We start from the raw sequence: 20927 nt of genomic DNA, 5'->3' as shown, positions 1-20927 counted from the left end.
GATCCTGGGTGTGGGGTCAGCTCAGCCCGGCAGCGGGGCTGGGCGCGGAAAAGGCGGAGAAGCCGTAGTGGGACAGCCAGCGGCTGTCGGCCTCGAACATGGGGCGAAGGTCGGGGATGCCGTACTTCAGCATGGCCAGCCGGTCGACGCCCATGCCGAAGGCAAAGCCCTGGTACTCATCGGGGTCGATCCCACAGGTGCGCAGCACATTCGGATGGACCATGCCGCAGCCGAGGATTTCCATCCAGCTATCGCCCTCGTTGAGCTTCAGCACGCCGCCGGAACGGTCGCAGCGGATGTCCATCTCGGCCGACGGCTCGGTGAAGGGGAAGTGGTGCGGTCGGAACCGCGCATCGATGCCCTCGACCTCGAAGAAGCGGGCGACGAAGGTCTCCAGCGTCCACTTGAGGTGACCCATGTGGATGTCCCGGTCGATCACCAGCCCCTCGACCTGATGGAACATCGGCGTGTGGGTGGCGTCCGAGTCCTTCCGAAAGGTGCGTCCCGGAGCGATGATCCGGATCGGCGGGGTCGTCGACATCATGGTGCGGATCTGCACCGGGCTCGTGTGGGTCCGCAGCACCTTGCGCTCCCCCGTCTCCGGGTCAGGCTTCAGGAAGAAGGTGTCGTGCATCTCCCGCGCCGGATGCTTGGGCGGAAAGTTCAGGGCGGTGAAGTTGTGGAAGTCGTCCTCGATGTCCGGACCTTCGGCGACCGCAAAGCCCATGTCGGCGAACAGGGCGACCATTTCGTCCATCACCTGCAGGGTTGGATGGACGCTGCCGGCGCGCGCGGGGCGGGGCGGCAGGGTCAGGTCCAGATGCTCCGACTTCAGCCGGGCTTCCAGCTCTGCGGTCTCCAGCTCGGCCTTGCGGGCAGCGAGTGCGCTCGCCACCCGGTCGCGCAGGCCGTTGATGCGCGGGCCCTCGGTTCGGCGCTCCTCCGGGCTCATCGCGCCAAGGCCCTTCAGCAGGCCGGAGATCGAGCCTGTCTTGCCGAGGGCGGAGACGCGGAGGTCCTCAAGGGCCTGCACGCCTTCAGCCGAGCCGATGGCGTTGATCAGGTCCAGTTCCAGTTGGTTCAGGTCTGTCATGACGCCCGTCGTCTAGCGAGACGAAGGCCGTTCGTCACCCCGAAAGGCTGCCGGAGCGCAAGGACCCGGGCCGGGCTTGCGCCGAAGCCTCAGTCCTTGAGGACGAAGGTGATCTTGAGATTGACCCGGTAATCGGTGATCTTGCCGCCCTCAACGACGACCTTCTGCTCCTGGACCCAGGCGCCGCGCACCTGATCGAGGGTTTCGTCGGCGCGGGCGATGCCTTTCTGAATGGCATCCTCGAAGCTGACACTGGAGGAAGCGGTGATTTCGGTAACGCGGGCAACGGACATGGGACACTCCTGTTTCGGTGCCCTTGTCCAACGATGCCGGGGCCGTCGGGTTGCCTCGCCGATCGCCTCATGAAAACGCCCGCCGTCCTGAAGGGAGGCGGGCGCTGTCAGATCGTCAGGGTTGACCGGTTCAGGCCAGGGCGGCGCGAACCTTGTCGGCCACGGCCTTGAAGCCGGCTTCGTCAGTGGCCATCGCGGCCAGGACCTTGCGGTCCATCTCGATGCCGGCCTTCGACAGGCCGTGCATGAACTGCGAGTAGGTGAAGCCTTCCAGACGGGCGGCGGCGTTGATGCGCTGGATCCAGAGGGCGCGGAAATTGCGTTTCTTGGTGCGGCGGTCGCGATAGGCATACTGCCCGGCGCGGTCTACGGCCGCCTTGGCGGCCCGGATGGTGTTCTTGCGCCGGCCGTAGAAACCCTTGGCCTGTTTCAGAACCTTCTTGTGCTTGGCGTGCGAAACGACGCCTCTTTTGACGCGAGCCATTATATATCTTCCTTCGGAAGGGCCCTAACGCGCGCGACGCGGTCGCTTGCTGCTTGAGGGCCGCTGTTCAAATTCGTTCGATGCGATGCGGTCAGTCGTGTGTGCGGCTACGCTCAGGCGTAGGGCATGTAGGACTTGATCTTGCGGGCGTCGGCATCGGACATCACCTGCGTGCCGCGGTTCTGCCGGATGTATTTCGAGTTGTGGCTGATCAGGCGGTGACGCTTGCCTGCCACGCCGGCCTTGACCTTGCCGCTCGCGGTGAATTTGAAGCGCTTCTTGGCGCCCGACTTCGTCTTCAGTTTCGGCATTTTCCATTCCTTTTTCGGCGACCGGTCCCTGGACCGGAAAGGCCCGGGGGGTGGAAGCGCTGGGTTCTGGAACCGCCCAGGCATGCCTGTTCGCCCGGCGGTTCGGTACGCGAAGGCGCGGGTCATACGGCAAGGCCCCGCCAAACGCAAGGGCAGGTTTCCGGCCCTGGCCCGTTCCCACGAACGCTTTGTTCATGTTATGTTCTGATGGCATGGCAGCAGATGATCAGAGCGAAGACGGGGCGGGACTGCGCTGGTTGTTTCTGGACCTGAACAGCTATTTCGCCAGCGTCGAGCAACAGTACCGACCGGAGTTGCAGGGACGGCCGGTGATCGTGCGACCGGCACCATCCGAATACACCTGTGCGATTGCCGCCAGTTATGAAGCCCGGCCCTTCGGAATCCGCACCGGGACCCGTGTGGCGGATGCCCGTAAACTGTGTCCCGGTCTGGCCGTGGTCGAGGCCCGACCGGATCTCTATGTGACGGTCCACAAGCAGATCATGGCCGAGATCGACAGGCACCTGCCGATCTGGAAGGTCTGTTCGATCGACGAGGCCGCCTGTGAACTGGTCGGGCCACAGCGGCTGGAAATCAATGCCGTTCCCCTGGCGCGCCGGATTCAGGCGGGCATCAAGGCGGCGGTGGGGGATTGTCTGCGCTCATCGGTTGGTCTGGCCCCCAGTCGCCTGCTGGCCAAGACCGCCTGCGGTATGCAGAAGCCGGACGGCTTGACGGTGTTGCGGGCCGATCAGTTGCCCGGACGTCTGCTGGACCTGCCCGTGTCGGACCTGCCGGGGGTAGGGCCGCGCATGACCCGCCGCCTGCGGGCCGCAGGAATCACCGACATGGCCGGACTGTGGGCGCTGGGGGCGGCCGAGGCCCGACGCCTGTGGAACAGTATTGAAGGGGAGCGCATCTGGCGAGGCCTTCACGGGCTGGACTGTACAGAGCCACCGGAGCGACCGCGCGCCTCCATCAGCCACAGCCACGTTCTGGCCCAGGCCATGCGGACCCCCGACGGATCCCGGGCCGTCGTCCGGCGGCTGACCGTCAAATGCGGTGCCCGTCTACGCCGGTTAAGGCTGACCGGCGCGTCCCTCACATTGATCGTGGACATGCCGGACGGCATGCCTCGAAGAGCCCGACGACGCGATGTGGCGTCGCTCAGCTGCAGGTTTCCGCCAACCTGCGACAGCTTTGTCCTGCTGAAGGCCGTGGATCGTCTGTGGGAAGGCGTTCGGGCTGAGGTCGAGCGCCGCCCGCCCAACTACGTGGGGGTGGCCGTTCATGACCTGCGTCCGATGGACAGCTTCGTGCCGGACCTGCTGGGCTGGTCGCCGGATCAGGCGGGGAAATCCCGGTCGCTGCGGCTGTCCAGGGCGCTGGACCAGCTGAACGCGCGCTTTGGCAAGGACACCGTCTCGATCGGCCCCCGCGCGGCCTTGCCCGATTATGTAGGGGCCAAGATCGCTTTCAACCGCATCCCCGAAGATGAGGAATTCCGGGAATAGGCCTCAGTCCGGCGGGTTGTGTTCCAGCAGGAAGGCTACGGTTTCCTCCAGCATCCGGCGGCGGGTTGGGCCAAAGGAAAGCCAGTGATCTTCTCCATCAAGGATGATGAGGCGCGACTCCTTGCCGGCTGCACGAAGCGCGCGGTGCATGATCTCGCTCTGGTTCAGGGGGACGACGGTATCGTTCCGGCCATGGATCAGGAGGATGGGGCCCTGGACAGCTCCGGCGCGGCGAGCGGGCGAAAGTTCGGCGAGGACGGAGTCGCGGCGGCTGTCCGCCCCCATGAAGCGGTTCCAGTATCGGATGACGGGATTGTTGTTGGTGCCGCCCCCGAGACGACCTTCCGCCTCGAGCATTTGGGGGAGGTCCGAGACACCGGCGAACGACACGCCGCAGCGATAGATGTCGGACTGGGTCGTCATGCCCTGCAGCACCGCGTAGCCGCCGTAGCTGGCCCCGACGATACAGACGCGTTCGGGATCGATCATGCCCTGCTGAACGAGATGCTCCACGCCATCCGAAAGGTCGGTCTGCATCTTGCGACCCCATTCACCGTAGCCGGCGCGGAGGTGGGCTTCACCAAAACCGTCCGACCCGCGGAACTGCGGCTGGAACACCGCATACCCGCGCGATGCCATGGCCTGGGCCCACCAGTCGAACTGCAGATAGTCCCGGGCCGCCGGCCCCCCGTGGGGCATGACGACCAGCGGAAGGTTAGTGGTATCGCGACCAGGCGGCAGGGTCAGATAGCCCATCAGCTCCATGCCGTCGGCGGCCTTGTACGGGATCACGAAGATGGCCCCCACCACGTCGGGTCCGATCACGGGATACGGACGGCCGACTACAGAAACCGAGCGCGCCGCACCGTCGTAAAGGAAATAGGTGCCCGAATCCGACACCCCTTCGCTGCGGACGACAAGGGTCTGGAAGTCGTCACTGAAGGAATGGAGCCGTAGCCGACGCCCCTGGAGGCCTTGGGTCATGACCTTCCACCCCTCTTCCAACCGGGGCTCGAAGAAGGTGTAGTGGGCATCATCGCCGTAGGTGGTCATGGCAACCAGCCGCCCCCGCCGGTCATAGAAGGGGCCGGACGGGTCATCCTCCATACGGGTGCGCCTGACCTCCTCGCCGGTGCCGAGGTTAATCTCGCTGAGATAGGCCTGACCGTCTTCAAGGGTCGAGATCATGACGTGGTCACGATCATGGCCAAAGCCCCAGACGGCCGGTCCGTCCAGCTGACTGACGACTTCATAGAGGGTGCGCCAGCCGCCCGAGCCGTCGGGGGCCGTCAGGCGGAAACGCGTGGCATCGTCCGAGCTGGCGATGCGGGCCGCGATACTGCCGTCCGGCCGGATCAGATAACCGCGCGTGTCGCGCTGCCCCGTGGCCACCCGGCGCCCGCGGCCGCTGTCGAGGTCGACGCGATAGATGTCGCGGGTCACGTGGCCGCCCTCGATCGTATAGGTCTGGACATGAATGACGGGTTCGCGACCGGCATCGACCCGGGTGACGCCATAGACGGCATTGATCACGCCGCCCCGATCCGTTGATCGCAGGGCCTGCGCCACGTTGCGGGTGCGGACGTTGACGATGTCGAGCTGGGGCACGTGGCTGCCTCCCGTCAACCGGTGCTCAAGCACGAGCGACCAGATTCCGACGTGGTCCGGCGACAGCCAGCGAAGCCCGCTGAATCGACGGTCGCTGACATCGATGGTGGTCAGGATTTCGCCGCCTGTGGTCTGAACGACGACGACCGACTGATCGCCCTCGCGCCGCACATAGGCCAGCCGGGTTCCATCATCGGACAGGGTGACGTCAGCGACCGCGGGCAGGGAGGCCCAGGCATCCAGCGGGACCTCGCGTAGCTGGACCTGGGCCTTTGCGGGGTCACCTCCGATAACGGACATGCCGACCGCCATGGCGACCAAGGCCATCAGAATTCCACGCATCACCGCCCCCAAGCTGTTTGCGTCCCCGGTGTTAACCCGGACGCGCAGGAATCGCCAGCCCGGCGCGGTGGCATCGGGCATCTGGTGATGCTTCGGAAAGCTAGCGCGGGGCCAGGATCATGATCATCTGGCGGCCTTCCATGCGCGGGGCATACTCGACCTTGGCGATTTCCTCGAAGTCGGCCTGGACCTTGTTGAGCAGTTTCATGCCCAGTTCGGGGTGGGCCATTTCGCGACCGCGGAAGCGAAGGGTCACCTTGACCTTGTCGCCCTCCTCGAAGAAGCGGTGCATGGCCTTGGCCTTCACATCATAGTCGTGGGTGTCGATGTTCGGCCGGAGCTTGATTTCCTTGAGCTCGACGATCTTCTGGCGCTTGCGCGCCTCGGCCTTCTTCTTCTGTTCCTGGAAGCGGAATTTGCCGTAGTCGAGGATCTTGCAGACGGGCGTCTCGGCGTTCGAGACGATCTGGACAAGGTCCATGCCGGCTTCTTCGGCGGCTTCCAGCGCGGCCGCCAGAGGCATCACGCCCTGCTTTTCACCGTTCTGGTCGATCAGGAGCACACGCGCGGCGCGGATATCCTGATTGATGGGCGGCCCATCCTTGACGGGCGGAGTTTGCATCGGACGGCGAATGGGCGTCGTTTCCTTATGTGGTCGAAAGAAGATCAGTAGATGTCATACGGAAACGCGCGGTGACCCGCCCCGTTTCCCGACGGTGCAATATGACCCTACGCGGCCCAATCTTCAAGGCGTGGGGCCCGGACGCCCCTCCGGCCAGGCCTCATACAGGTCAACCACGGCAGAAAAGACACGATCCACCGTCAGATCCTCGATCGGGGCGAACTGACCCCGCGTCTCGTTGGAGGCGACCGTGGCGGTGCGCGGGCCCCAGGGACCGTAAAGCCACCACTCGGTCGGTCCGAACAGGCCGAGCGTCGGCCGGCCCAGGGCGGCGGCCACGTGCATGAGGCCCGAGTCGTTGCCCACGAACAGGGTCGCCCGATCGATGGCCGCCGCCGAAGCCAGGATGTCGCCCTTGCCGACAAAGTCGATCCCCCTGGTCCCCGCCGCCTCCAGCGCCGGAGTCGCCGGCTGCCGGTCGCCGGGGCCGCCCACCGGCATGAAGCGCCAACCGTTGAAACGGGGATCGGCCATCAGCCGCTCGACCAGCTGGCCCCATCGGTCGGCGGGCCAGGACTTGCCCGGCTGATGGGCGATGGGGGCCAGGGCCATGATCGGACCGGGACCGGCCCCGGCCGCCAGCTGGGGATCGATGACGGCGGCGGCCTCCCGCTGCGCCGTCTCGTCGAGGAAGATTTCCGGATCCAGGGGGGCGTCGGCGCCCATCAGGCGCGAGACCATCTCGACCTTGCGGGTGCCGGTCTCCCAATTGCGGGTGTAGACGACACGTCGACGGGTGGGCACCAACCAGGCGAGGGCCGAGCCCCGGATGTCGATGACCAGATCCCAGCGCGTGCCGCGCACCTGACGCCACAGATTGAACCAGTGCCCCGACATCGGTGTCTTGTCGAGAATGATGACCCGTTCGACCCCGGGGGCGGCGCGGAAGAAGGGGGCCGGCGGTCGCCCGCACGCGACGGTGATCCGCGCGCCCGGCAACTGACGCCCGATCTCGCGGATCACACCCGAGGAGATCACGCAATCGCCGATGCGGTTTGAGGTGACGAACAGGACCTGGGGGGTGCGTGTCATGCGATTCCGTCTTCGCTTCCGGGGTCGGGTCTGGCTATCAGGGTCCGGGAGCCATGGCGAGAGGAGCCGGACATGACCGAATACCTGACCCGTCCCGACGGGGAACGCCTGGCCCTGAAGCAGGTCGAGGGCGAGGGGCCGACCATCCTGTGGGTCGGAGGGTTCCGCTCGGATATGGAGGGGACCAAGGCGCTGGCCCTGCACGCCGCCGCGCAAGAAAGAGGCTGGGCCTTTGTTCGATACGATCATTTCGCCCATGGCCAGTCCTCGGGCGCGTGGCGCGACGCCACCGTGGGCCGCTGGTGCGACGATGCCTGTGCGTTGGTCGATCATCTGGTCGGGACGGGTGGGCGACAGGTCGTGCCGGTCGGTTCGTCCATGGGCGGCTGGGTAGCGCTGAACCTTGCCCTGGCGCGACCCGGGACGATCAAGGGAATGGTGCTGATCAATCCGGCGCAGGATTTTACCGAACGGCTGATGTGGCCGGGTCTCGGCCCCGACCGTCAGGCCGAGATTCTGGAAACGGGCGAGACGCTGATGCCGGACGAAGGGCTCGGGCCCTATGTGCTGACCCGGAGGATGTTCGAGGATGCCCGCACCCGCATGCTGCCGGAGGGGCCCCTGCCGATCCGCTGTCCGGTCCACATTCTGCAGGGCCGAAGGGACACCGCCGTGCCCTGGCAGCATCAGCTGGCTCTGATCGCGCAGATGGAATCGGCCGATGTGCGGCTGGACCTGATCGCAGAGGGGGATCACCGACTGTCAGGGCCGGACGATCTGGCGCGCATGATCGCGGCGGTCGAGGCCTTACGATCCGTCTGAATGTCCGGAGGGACGAAGCCGCCCGGGATCAGGTGCCGACGCGGCGCAGGCCCCCGGCCGTGGTCGGGCGCTGTTCACCGCCGGACAGGATCACGCGATCAATGCGGGTTTTTTCCGCCCGGAAGGCGGCCAGATCGGCGCCGCCGAGGATGGTGCCTTCCTGGGTCTTAACCCCTGATGGATTGATCCGTCGACCGTTCTGCCAGATTTCGTAGTGGAGGTGCGGGCCGGTGGAGGCACCGGTCGAGCCGACATAGGCGACGACCTGACCCTGGCGAACCCGAACCCCGGCGCGGATGCCCGAGCCATAGCGCGACAAGTGGGCATAGCCGGTTTCCAGCCCGTTGGCGTGGCGGATGCGCAGCCAGTTGCCATAGCCCCCCCAGCGGCGTGCCTCGACGACCACGCCGTCGGCGGGGGCCAGCACCGGCGTGCCGGTCGGCGCGGCGAAGTCGATGCCCTGGTGCATGCGGCGATAGCCGGAGATCGGGTGCTGTCGGAAGCCGTAGGAGGAACTGACGCGGGCGCGGTCCAGCGGGGTGCGCATGAAGGTGGAGCGCATATTCTTGCCCGAGGCGTCGAAATACTGGGCCTCGGCCGAATTGGCCGGCTTGAAGCGATAGAAGACGTGGCCCTTGAGCTCGGCATAAAGCAGTTCGCCGGACTCGACGACACGACCGCTTTCGGTGACCGTCTGGCTGAAGACCAGCACAAATTCGTCCGACGCGCGGATGTCACGATCCAGGTCGAACTTGTGCGCAAACAGCTGGGTCGCCTTGCGGATCACCTGGGCATTGGCGCCCGACTGACGCGCAGTCGCAAAGATGGATCCCTTGACGGCGCTGCGCACCACGACGGTCTCATGCGTGACCTTTTCCTCGATCGCGCGCAGGCGCAGGGCCCCGTCGAAGGTGCGCGACACGGTCAGCTGGCTGGCCGGGCCGGTCCGCATGGTCAGGCCGATCAGGCGCGCCCCGCCCCGGCCGCCGCGCGGCTGGGCGATGGCGGTTTCAAACCGCAGGCCGGCACGAAGCTCGTTGACGTCATAGGCGTTGGCGATGGTCTGGGTGACGGCGCGGGCCTCTTCCGCCGGGATACCGGTGCGGCGTACGGCCTGCTCGAAGGTTTCGCCCTTGCGGATCTGGACCGGGATGGCCTCGGGCGCGTCCATGCCGACCGGCGTTCCGGCGGCGGCGATCGCCTGGGCTTCCAGTTCGGAGATATTCTCGGCGCTGACAGCGGCGACCGGAACCTCGGCCCTTACCGGTTGGTAAACCCGCCCTGCCAGCATGGCGACGGCCAGGGCCGCGCAGGCGGTAAAGATATGCGGCGCAAGGCGCATCGGTTGGCGGCGCGGATCAAATTGAGCCATCGTTTCCCGACATATCAACGACGCCGTCCGGCGCCCGATCTGATACCAGCAAGTTCCGCGCCGAAGACGCCCCTCCGGCACCGGAGGCTCGCTATAGCCCGTCAAAGGCCCAATGTGAAGCGGAAGTGTTACGAAGCCTTAACGGCAAAGGCTGTTTCCGTAGCAAAGCTAGACACAGGGAGAACAAACTCACCTGCTTCGAGTTATGCCCGTCGGTGACAATGAGTCTTGTTTTGATCTTCATGACCCTGTCGAAACATCTGCTCGCCCCTTCTTGTGTTCTTGAGGCAACTTTACAGTGGTCGTGAAGCAACACCCCGCACCCCCCGACCGGGGCACTGATCCAGAGCGGGAGCGGGTCGAAAGATGGGCGCGTCCCGTTCAGGGACAGGCTATGGCCCTCTCGTGAGCCCGCCGCCCTCCCCGCCTGAACCGACAGACGCCGCCCCTCGAATGGCCAGAAAGGGGTACGGGCGGACGTGGCCGCGCATTCTGACCGGCGTCATCGTCGGCCTGCTGATCCTGCTGGCGGCGCTTTACCTGAACCGGCGAATGGTGGCGCGCGAGGTGCTGGTCGGATGGCTGGACCGGCAGGGGATCGCCGCCGAGGTCGAGGTCGAGCGACTGGAGCTGAACGGCTTTGTCGGGCGCATTCGTATCGGCGACCCCGCCGATCCCGACTTTCTGGCCGAGCGGGTCGAGGTCGATTACAGCCTGACGAGCCCCTGGTCAGAGACCGGCTTCGGCGCCCGGCCGAGCCGAATCCGGCTGGTCGCACCGTCCTTGCGCGCCACCTGGACGGACGGAGGCTTCAGCTTCGGCAGGCTTGACCCGTTGATCGACCGGTTCACCGGGCGACCGGTGCAGCCCGAGGCCTCGTCCCCGCTCATCCTTGTCGAGCGGGGCGAATTGCGCCTGACCACCGCCTATGGGCCTGTGCGGGCGCTGGCCGATGCGCGAATCGAGGACAACCGTCTGGTGCGGCTGACCGCCCGCATGCCGGCCTCGAATCTGGCGCTGGACGACCAGTCCATTCGGGGTCTGGCCGCGAATCTGGACCTGGCGACGCAGGGGGATCGGACGACCGTTCGACTGACCGCCGGGGCGGACAGCCTGAGCGGCGCGGACGGCACGGCTGGCGAGGTGACGCTCGGTCTTGAGGCCGTGTTACCTTATCCGGAGGGAACGCCCCTGACACTGGACGGACCCGGGCAGGTCGCCCTGACCCTGACGGCCGCGACCTATGCGGGCGGCGATACGGCAGCCGAAGCACTGGCCGTGGAGTTGTCGGGCGAGGGCGTGCTCAGCGGTCTTCTGACCCGGCCCCGGTTCGAGGGTACGGCGCGGGGGGACGCTTCGGCCGCGCGGCTGAAAGGGCAGGGCTCGATCCTGGCCGAGGCGCGCGCCCTTCTGGGGCCTTCGGCCACGACCCTCGACCTGACGGAAGGGGCGCCCCGCTGGAGCCTCATCGGACCGGTGGGGGTACGGGCGGTCCGCATGGACAGCGAGGCCCTTGGCGGGCGGGATCTGGACCTGACGACGGCCCGGCTGGTTGCCGGGGGCCGCGAGGGCCGATTCGAGATCACAGGGCCGTGGCGGGTAACCGCGGGGCTGATGACCTCGGGCACGTTGCGGCTGGCGGGTGTGTCGGGTGGAGCCGACCTGGATTGGGTCTCGGACGGGGCCCTGACGATCCGCGGACAGATGACGGCTGAGCGGGGCAGTTGGCCGCTGCTGGGCACGCCCGCCCCGGACGATGTGCCGGAACTGGCGGCGATGAAGGGCGCGCTGGAGGGGTTCCGGCTGGACGCCCCCGGCTTCCTCTACCGGTCCGGGGTCGGAGGGGGGCGGCTGGACCTGACGCGGCCTCTCGCGATCCGGCCCCGGAACGGCGGACAGCTGACGATCCGGGAGGGGGATGCGCCCGTGCTGGTGCTGCGCGACGGCCAGGCCCCCGGGGGACAGATGCGCCTGACGGCAACGCGCGGCAGCGGCCTGCCCGAGGCCGAGATTGCCGTTCCGCGCTGGGCCCTGGTCTCCGGCGGGTTCGTGGCTGACTTCGAAGGCCGCGCGTCGCTCGACTTCGGGCTCGGGCGTGGATTGACCCTGGCCGGTCAGGGGCGTCTGCAGAACAGGGGCGGGGTGGTTACCGTCACCACCGCCGACTGTCTGGCGATGACCGCCGAATGGCTGGAACTGGGCGAGAACGACGTCACCGACATCAGGACCGGCCTGTGCCCCACCGGCCGCACACCCCTGGTCCGGATCGCCGACGGCGGCTGGCGGGTGGACGGGCGGCTCGAAGACGGGTCGGGGCGGGCCCCCTTCCTGGCGTTGGGGGTCGAGGATCTGGACGGGGCGCTTGAGGTCGTCGGCCGTCCGGAGGGCCTGGCCCTGGACCTGACCGTGGAGGGGGCGCGGGTCGAGGATGCGACCCGGCCCATCCGCTTTCATCCCCTGACCGGACGGGGCATTGCCCGCATGCGGGGTGCATCGTGGACCGGAGACTTTGTCCTGAGCCGGAACGGCATGGAGGTGGCGCAACTGGATCTGGTGCACGACGGCCTGACCGGGGACGGCGGCGTCGATATCACGACACGCGACCTGACCTTTGTCGAAGGGGGTCTGCAGCCCTCGACCCTGACGCCGCTGGCCGACGACCTGGTCGGGGAGCCCGTCACGGGCACGGCGCGCTTTGACGGGAGGATCGGCTGGACATCCGTGGACGGCACCAGCACCGGTCGATTGGCGCTTCGCGACCTGACGTTCTCCAGCCCCGCCGGACAGGTCAGGGGCCTTGAGGGCACGATCGACTTCACCAGTCTGGCCCCCTTGACCACGGCCCCGGACCAGTCGCTGACCGCCCGGTCGCTGGAGGTTGCGGGTGGCGTCTCTGATCTGGGTTTGACCTTCACCCTGGACAAGGCGGCACTGTCGGTCTCGGGTGCGGAGCTGGCGGTAGGAGCCGGGCGGGTGACTATCGAGCCGTTCGACATTCCGCTGGATCCGGCCGCGGCCTGGGGCGGGACGGTTCTGCTCGAGCGGGTGCAGCTGGGCGATCTGGTGGCGGGTGCGGGTTTTGGCGACAAGGTGCAGCTGGATGCCGTGGTCTCGGGCCGCATTCCCTTCGTTCGCAATCCGGATGGCCAGATCCGCATCTCGGGGGGCGCGCTCGAGGCCGTCCAGCCGGGGCGCCTGTCGATCCAGCGCGAGGTCCTGTCGGGTCTTGAAGCCGGAGGCGGAGGCGAGGAGATACCGCCGGGCGTGGTCGAGGACCTGGCCTATCAGGCGATGGAATACATGGCCTTTGACACCCTGACGGCCCGCGTTGACAGCCTGGACGGCGGCCGGCTGGGGGTGTTGTTCCGGATCATGGGCCGGCACGACCCGCCCGAGCGCCGGGAGCTGCGACTGGGCCTGCTCGACGTGATCCGGCGCGACTTCCTCGGCCAGCCGCTGGAGCTGCCGTCCGATACCGGCATCCGGTTGACGCTCGACACGACCTTCAATCTGGATCAGATCGTCTCCGACATCCTGGCGCTCAATCGGGCGCGGCGGGGCGAGGCCGATCCCGACGCCGCCTCCGAGCCCAAACCTGAATCCGATCCGCGCGTTCAGACCCTGTTCACCCCCGTTGGGGCTGTATGGCTCCGACACTGAAGGAGACTTCCGGACATGAGGCCCAGATTGCCCTACCGCAAAGCCCCCGCCCTGCTGGTCGCGGCGACCGTGCTGGCCCTGGGCGCGTGCACGCCGACCATTCGTCTGGAAGTCGCCCCGATCGAGATCTATGCCAAGCTCGACGCCGACGTGCGGGTCCGCCTTGATCGGGAGCTGCAACAGCTGCTGATCGAGAACCCCAACCTGTTCTGATGAACCGAGCCCTGAAGGGTACGACCATGACTTTCCGCAAACTCTTCGTCATCACCGCCGCCGTGGCCGCCCTCGGTGTGGCCGCCACCGGTGCGTTTGCCCAGTCGGCCGAACAGAAGGCGATGGTGGACCGCGCCAAGGCCGAGGGGATCGTCGGCGAGCAGGCCGATGGTTACCTGGGCTTCCGCGTCAGTTCCTCCGATGCGGCCCTGAACGACGCGGTGCAGGCCATCAACGCCGGACGCCGCCAGGCCTATGCCCGCAGCGCCGCCCAGGCCGGCACGACACCGGCGGTCGCGGGGGCCGTGATGTTCGAGAACCAGCTTCTGCCCCGCATCACCTCGGGCCAGTGGTACCGCACGACCGACGGTCGCTGGGTGCAACGCTAGGCCGGGACCTAAACCGGGGGCTAAACCCGGATATCCAGATAGCTTCCGGGGCGCAGGGGGCGATCCGCCGCCTGCGCTTCGCTGCGTGTGGGTTCCGTCGCGGGGGCGGCGGGCCGTGGCACGATCTGCTGACCCGTCTCGACCTGGGCCAACGCCTGCCTGAAAAAGGCGGCCTGCGCCCGACGCACGTCCGCCGCAGGTCCTGCGGGGGGCTGGACAGCCAGATTGACAGGCGTGAAGGGGCGAATGTCGCTCATCCCCAACAGGTTAACGAGCAGGGTTCAGAAATCGTTAACGCCGGGAGGGAAAGCTGTGGATCACGGTCGTTCGGCGGGTGCGTTGAGGGCGTCGACCAGACGGCGGACGTCGGCCGCGTCGGTCAGCGGGCCGGTGTGCTTGGCCACCACCCGGCCAAAGGCGTCGACCGCATAGGTTTCCGGCACGCCCGCTATGCCCAGATCAAGTCCGGCCAGGCCCTCGGCATCCACCAGTACCATCGAAAAGGGGTCCCCCAGCTCGTCCAGAAACGCGCGGGTGGCGGCGGGCTCGTCCTTGTAGGCGATGCCGACGATGGCGATGTCCTGACCCGCCAGCTCCATCAGGACGGGATGTTCGATCCGGCATGGCGCGCACCAGGAGGCGAACATATTGACCAGCATGGGCCGCCCCACGCCGGCGGTCCTGATATCCACCTGCCCCGGCCCGGCGACGGCACCGGTCAGCATGGGCAGGACGGTCTCGGGAACCGGCTGGCCGACCAGGGCGTCGGGCTTGTAGGCCGGGTCGCGGTTGAGCGCCCAGACGCCGAACAGGACCGCCAGCCCCAGCAGCACCACCAAGGGAAGGACAGCCAGCCAGCGCTTCATTGATCGTCGTCCTCAAGCCGCTCAAGCTCGCGTTTCCAGCGGCGCGACTGCGTCAGGCAGCGGGCCACCACGGCGACCAGCACACCGACCGTCACCGCCCATGCGGGCCAGACGAAGGCGCCATAGGTGCCCATATCCAGATCGATCATCCCTGAGCCTCCCTCGCGCGGCGCGCCCTGATCGCCAGCACCCGGCGGCGCACGACCTCGGTGCGGATCGCCGTCAGCCAGACGGCGAGGAACAGCAACAGCCATGCGGTCATCATGGTCAGCAGCGGCCACAGATAGGCGGGGTCCAGACTGGTCCCGCCTGCCCGCAACAGCGAGGCCGGCTGATGCAGGGTGTTCCACCAGTCGACCGAGAATTTCACGATCGGCAGATTGATCAGGCCGACCAGCCCCAGAACGGACGCGGCGCGGGCACCCCGACCCTCGTCGTCAAAGGCGCCGCGCAGGACGGCATAGGCGATGTAGAGCAGGAACAGCACCAGCATGGAGGTCAGGCGCGCGTCCCAGACCCACCAGGTGCCCCACATGGGCTGGCCCCACAGGGCGCCGGTGATAAGGGCCAGACCGGTAAAGGCCGCGCCGGGCAGGACCGCCGCCCGGGCCGCCGCATCCGCCAGCGAATGCCGGAATACCAGATAGAACAGGCAGCTGAGCCCCAGCGAGGCATAGACTGCCAGACCCAGACTGGCGGCCGGCACATGAATGAACAGGATTCGCACCGTGTCGCCCTGAAGCGCATCCTCGGGCACGCGAAAGGCCCAGACCGAGCCCACGGTCAGCAGCACCGCCGCGATGACCCACAGGGGGCCGACCAGCGGGCGGGTGACGCGCATGAACCTGTCGGGATTGGCCAGACCGAACATGGGCGCGGCTTACCCGTACGACCGGGGGGCGGCAAGCGGCCCGCATGTCGCGGCTTGCCGGGTCATGTGCGGCTGCCCCTGAGGCCGGCGGCCCCGGCCAGCACGCCGATCACCAAGGCCACCAGCGCACAGGCGAACAGCAGGGCGAGCGCCGGGGCGGGCGAGCGGCCCTCCGCCTGGGCGACCAGCGCCCCGGCCCCGAAGATGACAGGCGGCAGGAACAGCGGCAGGACGATCACCGCGATCAGCAGTCCGCCCTTGCGCGCGCCGATGGCCAACGCCGCCCCCAGCGCCCCGGTCGCGGAAAAGGCCAGAGCCCCGACAGCTGCCGTCAGGGCCAGCAAAGGCAGCTGGGCCGGGGCGAGACCGAGGCTGATCCCCACGGGCAGGGTCATGGCGGCTAGCGGCAGGCCGAGGGTCAGCCAGTGCGCCAGCGCCTTCACCGCAAACATGCCCTCGTCCGGCAGGGGCCCGAGCGCCAGGAGGTCGAGCGTGCCGTCCTCGAAGTCGCGTTCGAACAGCCGCTCCAGCGTCAACAAACTGGCCAGGGAAAGCGCCAACCACACCAGTCCCGGCGCCAAATTCGCCAACTGATCCAAGCGCGGACCGGCGCCCAGCGGCACGATGACCGCGAGGCTGAGCAGGAAGCCGCAGGCCAGCAACGGCCCGCCGCCGCCATTCCAGGACAGGGCCATTTCGCGCCGAAGCAGTAGCAGGGCCGCGCTCATGCGACCTCTCCCACGGCGAAGCTGCAGGCGGGGATCGGAAGGGGGTCGTGGACCGCCGCCAAAAGGATTCCGCCGCCGTCCAGATGCGCCTGCATCAGTTGGCCGAGCCGGGCTCGCCAGCGGGCGTCGAGCGGCGACAGGGGCTCGTCCAGCAGCCAGACCGGACGCGGCGCGGCCAGCAGACGGGCCAGGGCGAGGCGACGCCGCTGCCCGGCCGAGAGACGCCGGACCTCCAGATCCATGAGCCCCTCAAGCCCCAGCGCCTGCACGGCACCGGAGAGGGCCGCGGTATCGCCCCCGCACCATCCGACCTGAAAGGCTAGCTCGTCGCGCGCCGTGCGTCCCGACCGGAATCCGTCCTGATGGCCGATCAGGTGCAGGTGCCGGGTGCGGGCGACCTCGGGGTCGAGATTCTGCCCGTCCCTTTCGAACCGGACGATCCCGGCCTCAGGCGTCAGCAGGCCCGCGATGGCGCGCAGCAGGCTGCTTTTGCCCGCGCCATTGGCCCCCGTCAGGGCCACGGCCTCGCCGGGGCGGACGGTCAGGTCCAGCCCCTCGAACAGCCGCCGCTCGCCGCGCCACACCGACACGCCGTCAAGGACCAGGGTGATCACAGCCCCACCGCCGGTTTGCGAACCGCTCTCAATGTCCATGACGCCGGCAGGGACACGTGGACGCGCGCGCGGACGCGCTCTATATCCGCGATTGCCGCAGCAGGCTTTCGCCGCGCGCGCCGGGGACCTGTGTGCCCCTGCGTCTGCCGCGCGATCGCGCAACCGGATGTCCGGGCGGCCTTTGCCAGAGGAAGCTCTCCATGCCGTCAATCGACACTCACGCCACCCGCCGGGATCTCGCCGTCGGGCGTAAGAAGTATGCCTATTACAGCCTTGCCGCCGCAGAGGAAGCCGGTCTGACCGGGATTTCCCGCCTGCCCCGTTCGATGAAGGTGCTGCTCGAGAACCTGCTGCGCAACGAGGACGGCGTGTCGGTCACCGCCGAGGACCTGAAGGCCGTGGCCGCCTGGGTTGAGAACAAGGGCTCGGTCGAACACGAGATTGCCTTCCGTCCCGCGCGCGTGCTGATGCAGGATTTCACGGGCGTGCCCGCCGTCGTCGATCTGGCCGCCATGCGCGATGCCATGGCCAGGCTGGGAGCCGACCCCAAGAAGATCAATCCGCTCAACCCCGTCGATCTGGTCATCGACCACTCGGTCATGGTCGACCACTACGGCACCCCCGAAGCCTTCGAGGCCAACGTCGCCCGCGAGTACGAGCGCAATATCGAGCGCTACAAATTCCTGCGCTGGGGTTCATCCGCCTTCAACAACTTCCGCGTCGTGCCGCCGGGCACCGGCATCTGCCACCAGGTGAACCTGGAGCACCTGGCCCAGACCGTCTGGACCGCCGAGGAAGGCAAGAAGACCGTCGCCTATCCCGACACCGTGGTCGGCACGGATTCCCACACGACCATGATCAACGGCCTGTCGGTTCTGGGCTGGGGCGTGGGCGGCATCGAGGCCGAGGCGGCCATGCTGGGTCAGCCGATTCCGATGCTGATCCCCGAGGTGATCGGCTTCAAACTGACCGGAAAGCTGCCGGAAGGGGCCACGGCCACCGATCTGGTCCTGACCGTGACCCAGATGCTGCGCAAGAAGGGCGTGGTCGGCAAGTTCGTCGAATTCTTCGGCCCGGGCGTCAACGTCCTGACCATCGAGGATCAGGCCACCATCGCCAATATGGCTCCGGAATACGGCGCGACCTGCGGCTTCTTCCCGGTGTCGCAGGCGACCCTCGACTATCTGACGGCTACCGGCCGCGACAAGGCGCGCGTGGCGCTGGTCAAGGCCTATGCGGAGGCGCAAGGGCTCTGGATCGACGAAAGCTCCGAGGACCCGGTGTTCACCGACGTCCTGGAACTGGACATGGCCGAGGTCGTGCCGTCGCTGGCCGGGCCCAAGCGCCCCCAGGACCGGGTGGAGCTGACCAACGCCGCCCCCGCTTTCCACACCGCGCTGGGCGAGGTGTTCAACCGCGAGGCCGACGCGCCGCGCGTCGCGGTCGAGGGAGAGACGTTCGACCTCGGCGACGGCGATGTGGTGATCGCCGCCATCACCTCCTGCACCAATACCTCCAACCCGTCGGTGCTGATCGCCGCCGGTCTGGTGGCGCGCAAGGCCCGCAAGCTGGGTCTCACGGTCAAGCCGTGGGTGAAGACCTCGCTGGCCCCCGGCTCGCAGGTGGTCACCGACTATCTGACGGCGGCGGGCCTGCAGGACGACCTGAACGCCATGGGCTTCAACCTGGTCGGCTATGGCTGCACGACCTGTATCGGCAACTCGGGCCCGCTGGATCCGGCGATCTCCAAGGCCATCAATGACAACGGCCTGGTCGCGACCTCGGTGCTGTCGGGCAACCGCAATTTCGAAGGGCGGGTGAACCCCGATGTGCAGGCCAACTATCTGGCCAGCCCGCCGCTGGTGGTCGCCTATGCCCTGGCCGGCTCGATGCGCATCGACATCACCAGGGAGCCGATCGGCAAGGACAAGAAGGGCAAGGATGTCTTCCTCAAGGATATCTGGCCGACCAATCAGGAAATCGCCGACATCCAGAAGAAATGCGTCACCCCGGCCATGTTCGCCAAACGCTATGCCGACGTCTTCAAGGGCGACAAGCACTGGCAGGGTATCGAGACCGCCGGTGGCCAGACCTATGCCTGGGACGACACCTCGACCTATGTGCAGAACCCGCCCTATTTCGAGGGCATGACCATGGAGCCGGCGGCCGTCACCGATGTGGTCGAAGCCCGCATCCTCGGCATCTTCGGCGATTCGATCACCACCGACCACATCAGCCCGGCCGGGTCGATCAAGAAGAGCTCGCCCGCCGGGGCCTATCTGACCGAGCACGGCGTCGATGCGCTGGACTTCAACTCGTACGGGGCCCGTCGCGGGAACCATGAGGTGATGATGCGCGGCACCTTTGCCAACATCCGCATCCGCAACAAGATCACCCCCGATATCGAGGGGGGCGTGACCCGACACTTCCCGTCGGGCGACACCATGTCGATCTATAACGCGGCCATGCGCTATCAGTCCGAGGGCCGCCCGCTGGTGGTATTCGCCGGCAAGGAATACGGCACCGGCAGCTCGCGGGACTGGGCGGCCAAGGGTACGCGCCTGCTGGGCGTTCGCGCGGTCATCGCCGAAAGCTATGAGCGCATCCACCGGTCGAACCTGATCGGCATGGGCGTGGTGCCGCTGCAGTTCAAGCAGGACGGCTGGACCCGTCTGGGCCTGACCGGCGAGGAGATCGTCACCATCCGCGGCCTGTCGGACGCCAATGTCGGCAAGCTGAAGCCGCGTCAGGACCTCTGGGTCGAGCTGTTCCGCGCCGCCGACGGCAAGATGGCCCGCTTCCCTGTCCGCTGCCGCATCGATAATGCGACGGAACTGGACTATTTCCGGGCCGGCGGCGTCATGCCCTACGTCCTGCGGAACTTGGCCCGCGACTGACGGTCTCTGTCGGATCAGGGTGGGAAAGGCCGGGGTCTGTCCCGGCCTTTTTTCGTCTCAGCTCCCCGCAGCGAAGGCCTCGCGGCATAGCTGAGCACCAAGCGCCTCCCCAAGCGCCGAGCGTCGCTCGCCGAGATCGCCGGCCGGGCCGGGCATCTGCGCCGAAAGGGGATAGCGCCCGATGACCCGTCCGCGCGCGTCGATCAGGTCTACGCTGCCGGACAGGCGCGCCTGTCCCTGGTCATCCAGCAGGGTACCGCCCCGGTCAAGAGCATGGATAAAGACGACGGCCCGTACGGGAGACTGCCCCCGGGCGCAGGCGTCGGTCTGGCTCTGGAAAGCCGGGATGAAGGCTTCCGAGAAGGCATCCGGCGGGTCGTAGTAACTGCTGCGGATCTCGATTCGGTCGACCCGGAGCGCGGTCGCCTGCCCGGGGGGAAGGGCAATCCGCATTTCGGGGTCCATATCCCAGAAATCCGTCGAACAGCCCGCCAGCAGGGCGGCAGCAACAAGGCAGGAAAGCAGGGCGCGCATCAATTCGGGGTCGCGTTGTGCGGCCCCGGGCGGCGGGGATTGCGGGCAAAGGCGGCGTCGCACAGGGCGCGACCGAAGGCCTCGGCGACGATCATCTGGCGGTCGCCGAAGATGCCGGCGACGCGTCCGCCGGCGTCGACCTCGACTTCCAGCGGATAGCGACCGACCACCGTGCCCGAGCGCGGGTCGACCAGTTCGGCGACGCCGCGGGCATAGTGGCTGCCCCGACCCCGGACGGCCATGGTCAGTCGCCCCTCGCGATCCAGCTCCTCGATGTGCAGCCGCAGGTCGAGCGGCCAGGTGCCGTAGGCGCAGGTGCGCATCTCCTCGCCGATCTCCTCGATGAAGGTATCGCCCACATCGTCCTCGGCCCGCAACCAGCCGGTGGACAGGGTGATTGTGCCGATCGAGGCCGTCTCGACCAGACCGGGCGGCAGGGCGAGCGGCGGCCCGCCCTCGACCACCGGGGCACAGGCGGGCGTGATCGCAAGGGCCATGAGGGCGGCAGCGGCGGCAAGGGAGCGGTTCATGTCACGGATCGGGGTTATGGGGATGAGCTGATCCGTCCCATGCCCCGACTTTCGACGGCCCCCTAGTGTATT

Annotated in this window: 22 protein-coding genes; 6 read left to right on the top strand and 16 right to left on the bottom strand. The window is 67.5% G+C overall.

The features are described from left to right. Positions 1–16 precede the first annotated feature (16 nt). The 4 genes from pheS to rpmI form a co-directional block, all read right to left on the bottom strand. Positions 17–1093: a phenylalanine--tRNA ligase subunit alpha gene (pheS, locus tag IBJ06_RS08880; protein WP_292159345.1), complete on the bottom strand. Its 1077-nt coding sequence runs from the start codon at positions 1091–1093 to the stop codon at positions 17–19. Between the two features lie 89 nt (positions 1094–1182). Next, on the bottom strand, positions 1183–1386 hold the full coding sequence (locus tag IBJ06_RS08875; protein ID WP_292159343.1) for a dodecin family protein: 204 nt from the start codon (positions 1384–1386) through the stop codon (positions 1183–1185). Positions 1387–1516: 130 nt separating this feature from the next. Then, on the bottom strand, positions 1517–1870 hold the full coding sequence (gene rplT, locus IBJ06_RS08870) for a 50S ribosomal protein L20 (protein ID WP_292159341.1): 354 nt from the start codon (positions 1868–1870) through the stop codon (positions 1517–1519). A gap of 113 nt (positions 1871–1983) precedes the next feature. Then, positions 1984–2181, bottom strand: a complete 198-nt coding sequence (gene rpmI / locus IBJ06_RS08865; protein WP_292159340.1) for a 50S ribosomal protein L35 — start codon at positions 2179–2181, stop codon at positions 1984–1986. Positions 2182–2393: 212 nt separating this feature from the next. On the opposite strand from rpmI, the gene IBJ06_RS08860 reads away from it, so the two are divergent. After that, positions 2394–3695, top strand: coding sequence for a type VI secretion protein ImpB (locus IBJ06_RS08860; RefSeq protein WP_292159338.1), 1302 nt, complete (start codon positions 2394–2396; stop codon positions 3693–3695). Positions 3696–3698: 3 nt separating this feature from the next. Here the strand turns inward: IBJ06_RS08860 and IBJ06_RS08855 are convergent, their stop codons facing one another. The 3 genes from IBJ06_RS08855 to IBJ06_RS08845 all read right to left on the bottom strand — a co-directional run bounded on the left by IBJ06_RS08855 (position 3699) and on the right by IBJ06_RS08845 (position 7359). Next, complete coding sequence (locus tag IBJ06_RS08855) at positions 3699–5645, bottom strand: S9 family peptidase (protein ID WP_292159337.1); 1947 nt, start codon at positions 5643–5645, stop codon at positions 3699–3701. A 100-nt stretch (positions 5646–5745) separates the two neighbouring features. Next, positions 5746–6267, bottom strand: coding sequence for a translation initiation factor IF-3 (gene infC / locus IBJ06_RS08850; protein ID WP_292159336.1), 522 nt, complete (start codon positions 6265–6267; stop codon positions 5746–5748). A gap of 123 nt (positions 6268–6390) precedes the next feature. Then, positions 6391–7359 carry a glycosyltransferase family 9 protein gene (locus tag IBJ06_RS08845; RefSeq protein WP_292159334.1) on the bottom strand — a complete coding sequence of 323 codons (969 nt, stop codon included), beginning with the start codon at positions 7357–7359 and terminating at the stop codon, positions 6391–6393. A gap of 72 nt (positions 7360–7431) precedes the next feature. On the opposite strand from IBJ06_RS08845, the gene IBJ06_RS08840 reads away from it, so the two are divergent. Further along, complete coding sequence (locus tag IBJ06_RS08840; protein WP_292159331.1) at positions 7432–8181, top strand: alpha/beta hydrolase; 750 nt, start codon at positions 7432–7434, stop codon at positions 8179–8181. 28 nt (positions 8182–8209) lie between these two features. Here IBJ06_RS08840 and IBJ06_RS08835 read toward each other — a convergent pair whose 3' ends face one another. Further along, positions 8210–9553, bottom strand: coding sequence for a M23 family metallopeptidase (locus IBJ06_RS08835; RefSeq protein WP_292159329.1), 1344 nt, complete (start codon positions 9551–9553; stop codon positions 8210–8212). Between the two features lie 453 nt (positions 9554–10006). On the opposite strand from IBJ06_RS08835, the gene IBJ06_RS08830 reads away from it, so the two are divergent. Genes IBJ06_RS08830 through IBJ06_RS08820 form a run of 3 tightly spaced genes read left to right on the top strand, consistent with a single transcriptional unit; the run spans position 10007 to position 13815 of the window. Continuing rightward, entirely contained in the window at positions 10007–13213 is a 3207-nt protein-coding gene (locus tag IBJ06_RS08830) for a YdbH domain-containing protein (protein WP_292159327.1), read from the top strand. A gap of 15 nt (positions 13214–13228) precedes the next feature. Then, positions 13229–13426, top strand: a complete 198-nt coding sequence (locus tag IBJ06_RS08825) for a YnbE family lipoprotein (RefSeq protein WP_292159325.1) — start codon at positions 13229–13231, stop codon at positions 13424–13426. Between the two features lie 26 nt (positions 13427–13452). Next, the gene (locus tag IBJ06_RS08820; RefSeq protein WP_292159322.1) at positions 13453–13815 is read left to right on the top strand and encodes a YdbL family protein; all 363 of its coding nucleotides are present in this window, start codon (positions 13453–13455) and stop codon (positions 13813–13815) included. Positions 13816–13835: 20 nt separating this feature from the next. Here IBJ06_RS08820 and IBJ06_RS08815 read toward each other — a convergent pair whose 3' ends face one another. The 6 genes from IBJ06_RS08815 to ccmA form a co-directional block, all read right to left on the bottom strand. Beyond that, positions 13836–14072 (bottom strand): hypothetical protein, encoded by a 237-nt coding sequence (locus tag IBJ06_RS08815; RefSeq protein WP_292159320.1) that lies wholly within the window; start codon positions 14070–14072, stop codon positions 13836–13838. A gap of 60 nt (positions 14073–14132) precedes the next feature. Beyond that, positions 14133–14681, bottom strand: coding sequence for a DsbE family thiol:disulfide interchange protein (locus IBJ06_RS08810; RefSeq protein WP_292159317.1), 549 nt, complete (start codon positions 14679–14681; stop codon positions 14133–14135). After that, positions 14678–14830 carry a heme exporter protein CcmD gene (ccmD, locus tag IBJ06_RS08805; protein ID WP_292159315.1) on the bottom strand — a complete coding sequence of 51 codons (153 nt, stop codon included), beginning with the start codon at positions 14828–14830 and terminating at the stop codon, positions 14678–14680. Before ccmD ends, IBJ06_RS08810 begins: the two co-directional genes overlap by 4 nt. Further along, on the bottom strand, positions 14827–15552 hold the full coding sequence (gene ccmC / locus IBJ06_RS08800; protein WP_292159313.1) for a heme ABC transporter permease CcmC: 726 nt from the start codon (positions 15550–15552) through the stop codon (positions 14827–14829). Before ccmC ends, ccmD begins: the two co-directional genes overlap by 4 nt. 62 nt (positions 15553–15614) lie before the next feature. Beyond that, positions 15615–16280, bottom strand: a complete 666-nt coding sequence (ccmB, locus tag IBJ06_RS08795; RefSeq protein ID WP_292159311.1) for a heme exporter protein CcmB — start codon at positions 16278–16280, stop codon at positions 15615–15617. Then, a complete protein-coding gene (gene ccmA, locus IBJ06_RS08790) occupies positions 16277–16933 on the bottom strand; it encodes a heme ABC exporter ATP-binding protein CcmA (RefSeq protein WP_292159309.1) in 657 nt (218 codons plus the stop codon). The genes ccmB and ccmA overlap by 4 nt, the downstream gene beginning before the upstream one ends. Positions 16934–17094: 161 nt before the next feature. On the opposite strand from ccmA, the gene acnA reads away from it, so the two are divergent. Next, positions 17095–19791: an aconitate hydratase AcnA gene (gene acnA, locus IBJ06_RS08785; protein ID WP_292159307.1), complete on the top strand. Its 2697-nt coding sequence runs from the start codon at positions 17095–17097 to the stop codon at positions 19789–19791. A 57-nt stretch (positions 19792–19848) separates the two neighbouring features. Here the strand turns inward: acnA and IBJ06_RS08780 are convergent, their stop codons facing one another. Then, entirely contained in the window at positions 19849–20325 is a 477-nt protein-coding gene (locus IBJ06_RS08780; protein ID WP_292159305.1) for a hypothetical protein, read from the bottom strand. Next, entirely contained in the window at positions 20325–20855 is a 531-nt protein-coding gene (locus tag IBJ06_RS08775; RefSeq protein ID WP_292159303.1) for a hypothetical protein, read from the bottom strand. Before IBJ06_RS08775 ends, IBJ06_RS08780 begins: the two co-directional genes overlap by 1 nt. Between the last annotated feature and the right edge of the window lie 72 nt (positions 20856–20927).

This window comes from Brevundimonas sp., from assembly GCF_016742135.1.
Classification (GTDB): Bacteria; Pseudomonadota; Alphaproteobacteria; order Caulobacterales; family Caulobacteraceae; genus Brevundimonas.
This window is presented reverse-complemented; position numbering and strand designations above follow the sequence as displayed.

Coding starts and splice junctions, on each gene's coding strand:
- pheS (WP_292159345.1), bottom strand. CDS start 1,093: ATGACAGACCTGAACCAACTGGAACTGGACCTGATCAACGCCATCGGC.
- IBJ06_RS08875 (WP_292159343.1), bottom strand. CDS start 1,386: ATGTCCGTTGCCCGCGTTACCGAAATCACCGCTTCCTCCAGTGTCAGC.
- rplT (WP_292159341.1), bottom strand. CDS start 1,870: ATGGCTCGCGTCAAAAGAGGCGTCGTTTCGCACGCCAAGCACAAGAAG.
- rpmI (WP_292159340.1), bottom strand. CDS start 2,181: ATGCCGAAACTGAAGACGAAGTCGGGCGCCAAGAAGCGCTTCAAATTC.
- IBJ06_RS08860 (WP_292159338.1), top strand. CDS start 2,394: ATGGCAGCAGATGATCAGAGCGAAGACGGGGCGGGACTGCGCTGGTTG.
- IBJ06_RS08855 (WP_292159337.1), bottom strand. CDS start 5,645: ATGCGTGGAATTCTGATGGCCTTGGTCGCCATGGCGGTCGGCATGTCC.
- infC (WP_292159336.1), bottom strand. CDS start 6,267: ATGCAAACTCCGCCCGTCAAGGATGGGCCGCCCATCAATCAGGATATC.
- IBJ06_RS08845 (WP_292159334.1), bottom strand. CDS start 7,359: ATGACACGCACCCCCCAGGTCCTGTTCGTCACCTCAAACCGCATCGGC.
- IBJ06_RS08840 (WP_292159331.1), top strand. CDS start 7,432: ATGACCGAATACCTGACCCGTCCCGACGGGGAACGCCTGGCCCTGAAG.
- IBJ06_RS08835 (WP_292159329.1), bottom strand. CDS start 9,553: ATGGCTCAATTTGATCCGCGCCGCCAACCGATGCGCCTTGCGCCGCAT.
- IBJ06_RS08830 (WP_292159327.1), top strand. CDS start 10,007: ATGGCCAGAAAGGGGTACGGGCGGACGTGGCCGCGCATTCTGACCGGC.
- IBJ06_RS08825 (WP_292159325.1), top strand. CDS start 13,229: ATGAGGCCCAGATTGCCCTACCGCAAAGCCCCCGCCCTGCTGGTCGCG.
- IBJ06_RS08820 (WP_292159322.1), top strand. CDS start 13,453: ATGACTTTCCGCAAACTCTTCGTCATCACCGCCGCCGTGGCCGCCCTC.
- IBJ06_RS08815 (WP_292159320.1), bottom strand. CDS start 14,072: ATGAGCGACATTCGCCCCTTCACGCCTGTCAATCTGGCTGTCCAGCCC.
- IBJ06_RS08810 (WP_292159317.1), bottom strand. CDS start 14,681: ATGAAGCGCTGGCTGGCTGTCCTTCCCTTGGTGGTGCTGCTGGGGCTG.
- ccmD (WP_292159315.1), bottom strand. CDS start 14,830: ATGATCGATCTGGATATGGGCACCTATGGCGCCTTCGTCTGGCCCGCA.
- ccmC (WP_292159313.1), bottom strand. CDS start 15,552: ATGTTCGGTCTGGCCAATCCCGACAGGTTCATGCGCGTCACCCGCCCG.
- ccmB (WP_292159311.1), bottom strand. CDS start 16,280: ATGAGCGCGGCCCTGCTACTGCTTCGGCGCGAAATGGCCCTGTCCTGG.
- ccmA (WP_292159309.1), bottom strand. CDS start 16,933: ATGGACATTGAGAGCGGTTCGCAAACCGGCGGTGGGGCTGTGATCACC.
- acnA (WP_292159307.1), top strand. CDS start 17,095: ATGCCGTCAATCGACACTCACGCCACCCGCCGGGATCTCGCCGTCGGG.
- IBJ06_RS08780 (WP_292159305.1), bottom strand. CDS start 20,325: ATGCGCGCCCTGCTTTCCTGCCTTGTTGCTGCCGCCCTGCTGGCGGGC.
- IBJ06_RS08775 (WP_292159303.1), bottom strand. CDS start 20,855: ATGAACCGCTCCCTTGCCGCCGCTGCCGCCCTCATGGCCCTTGCGATC.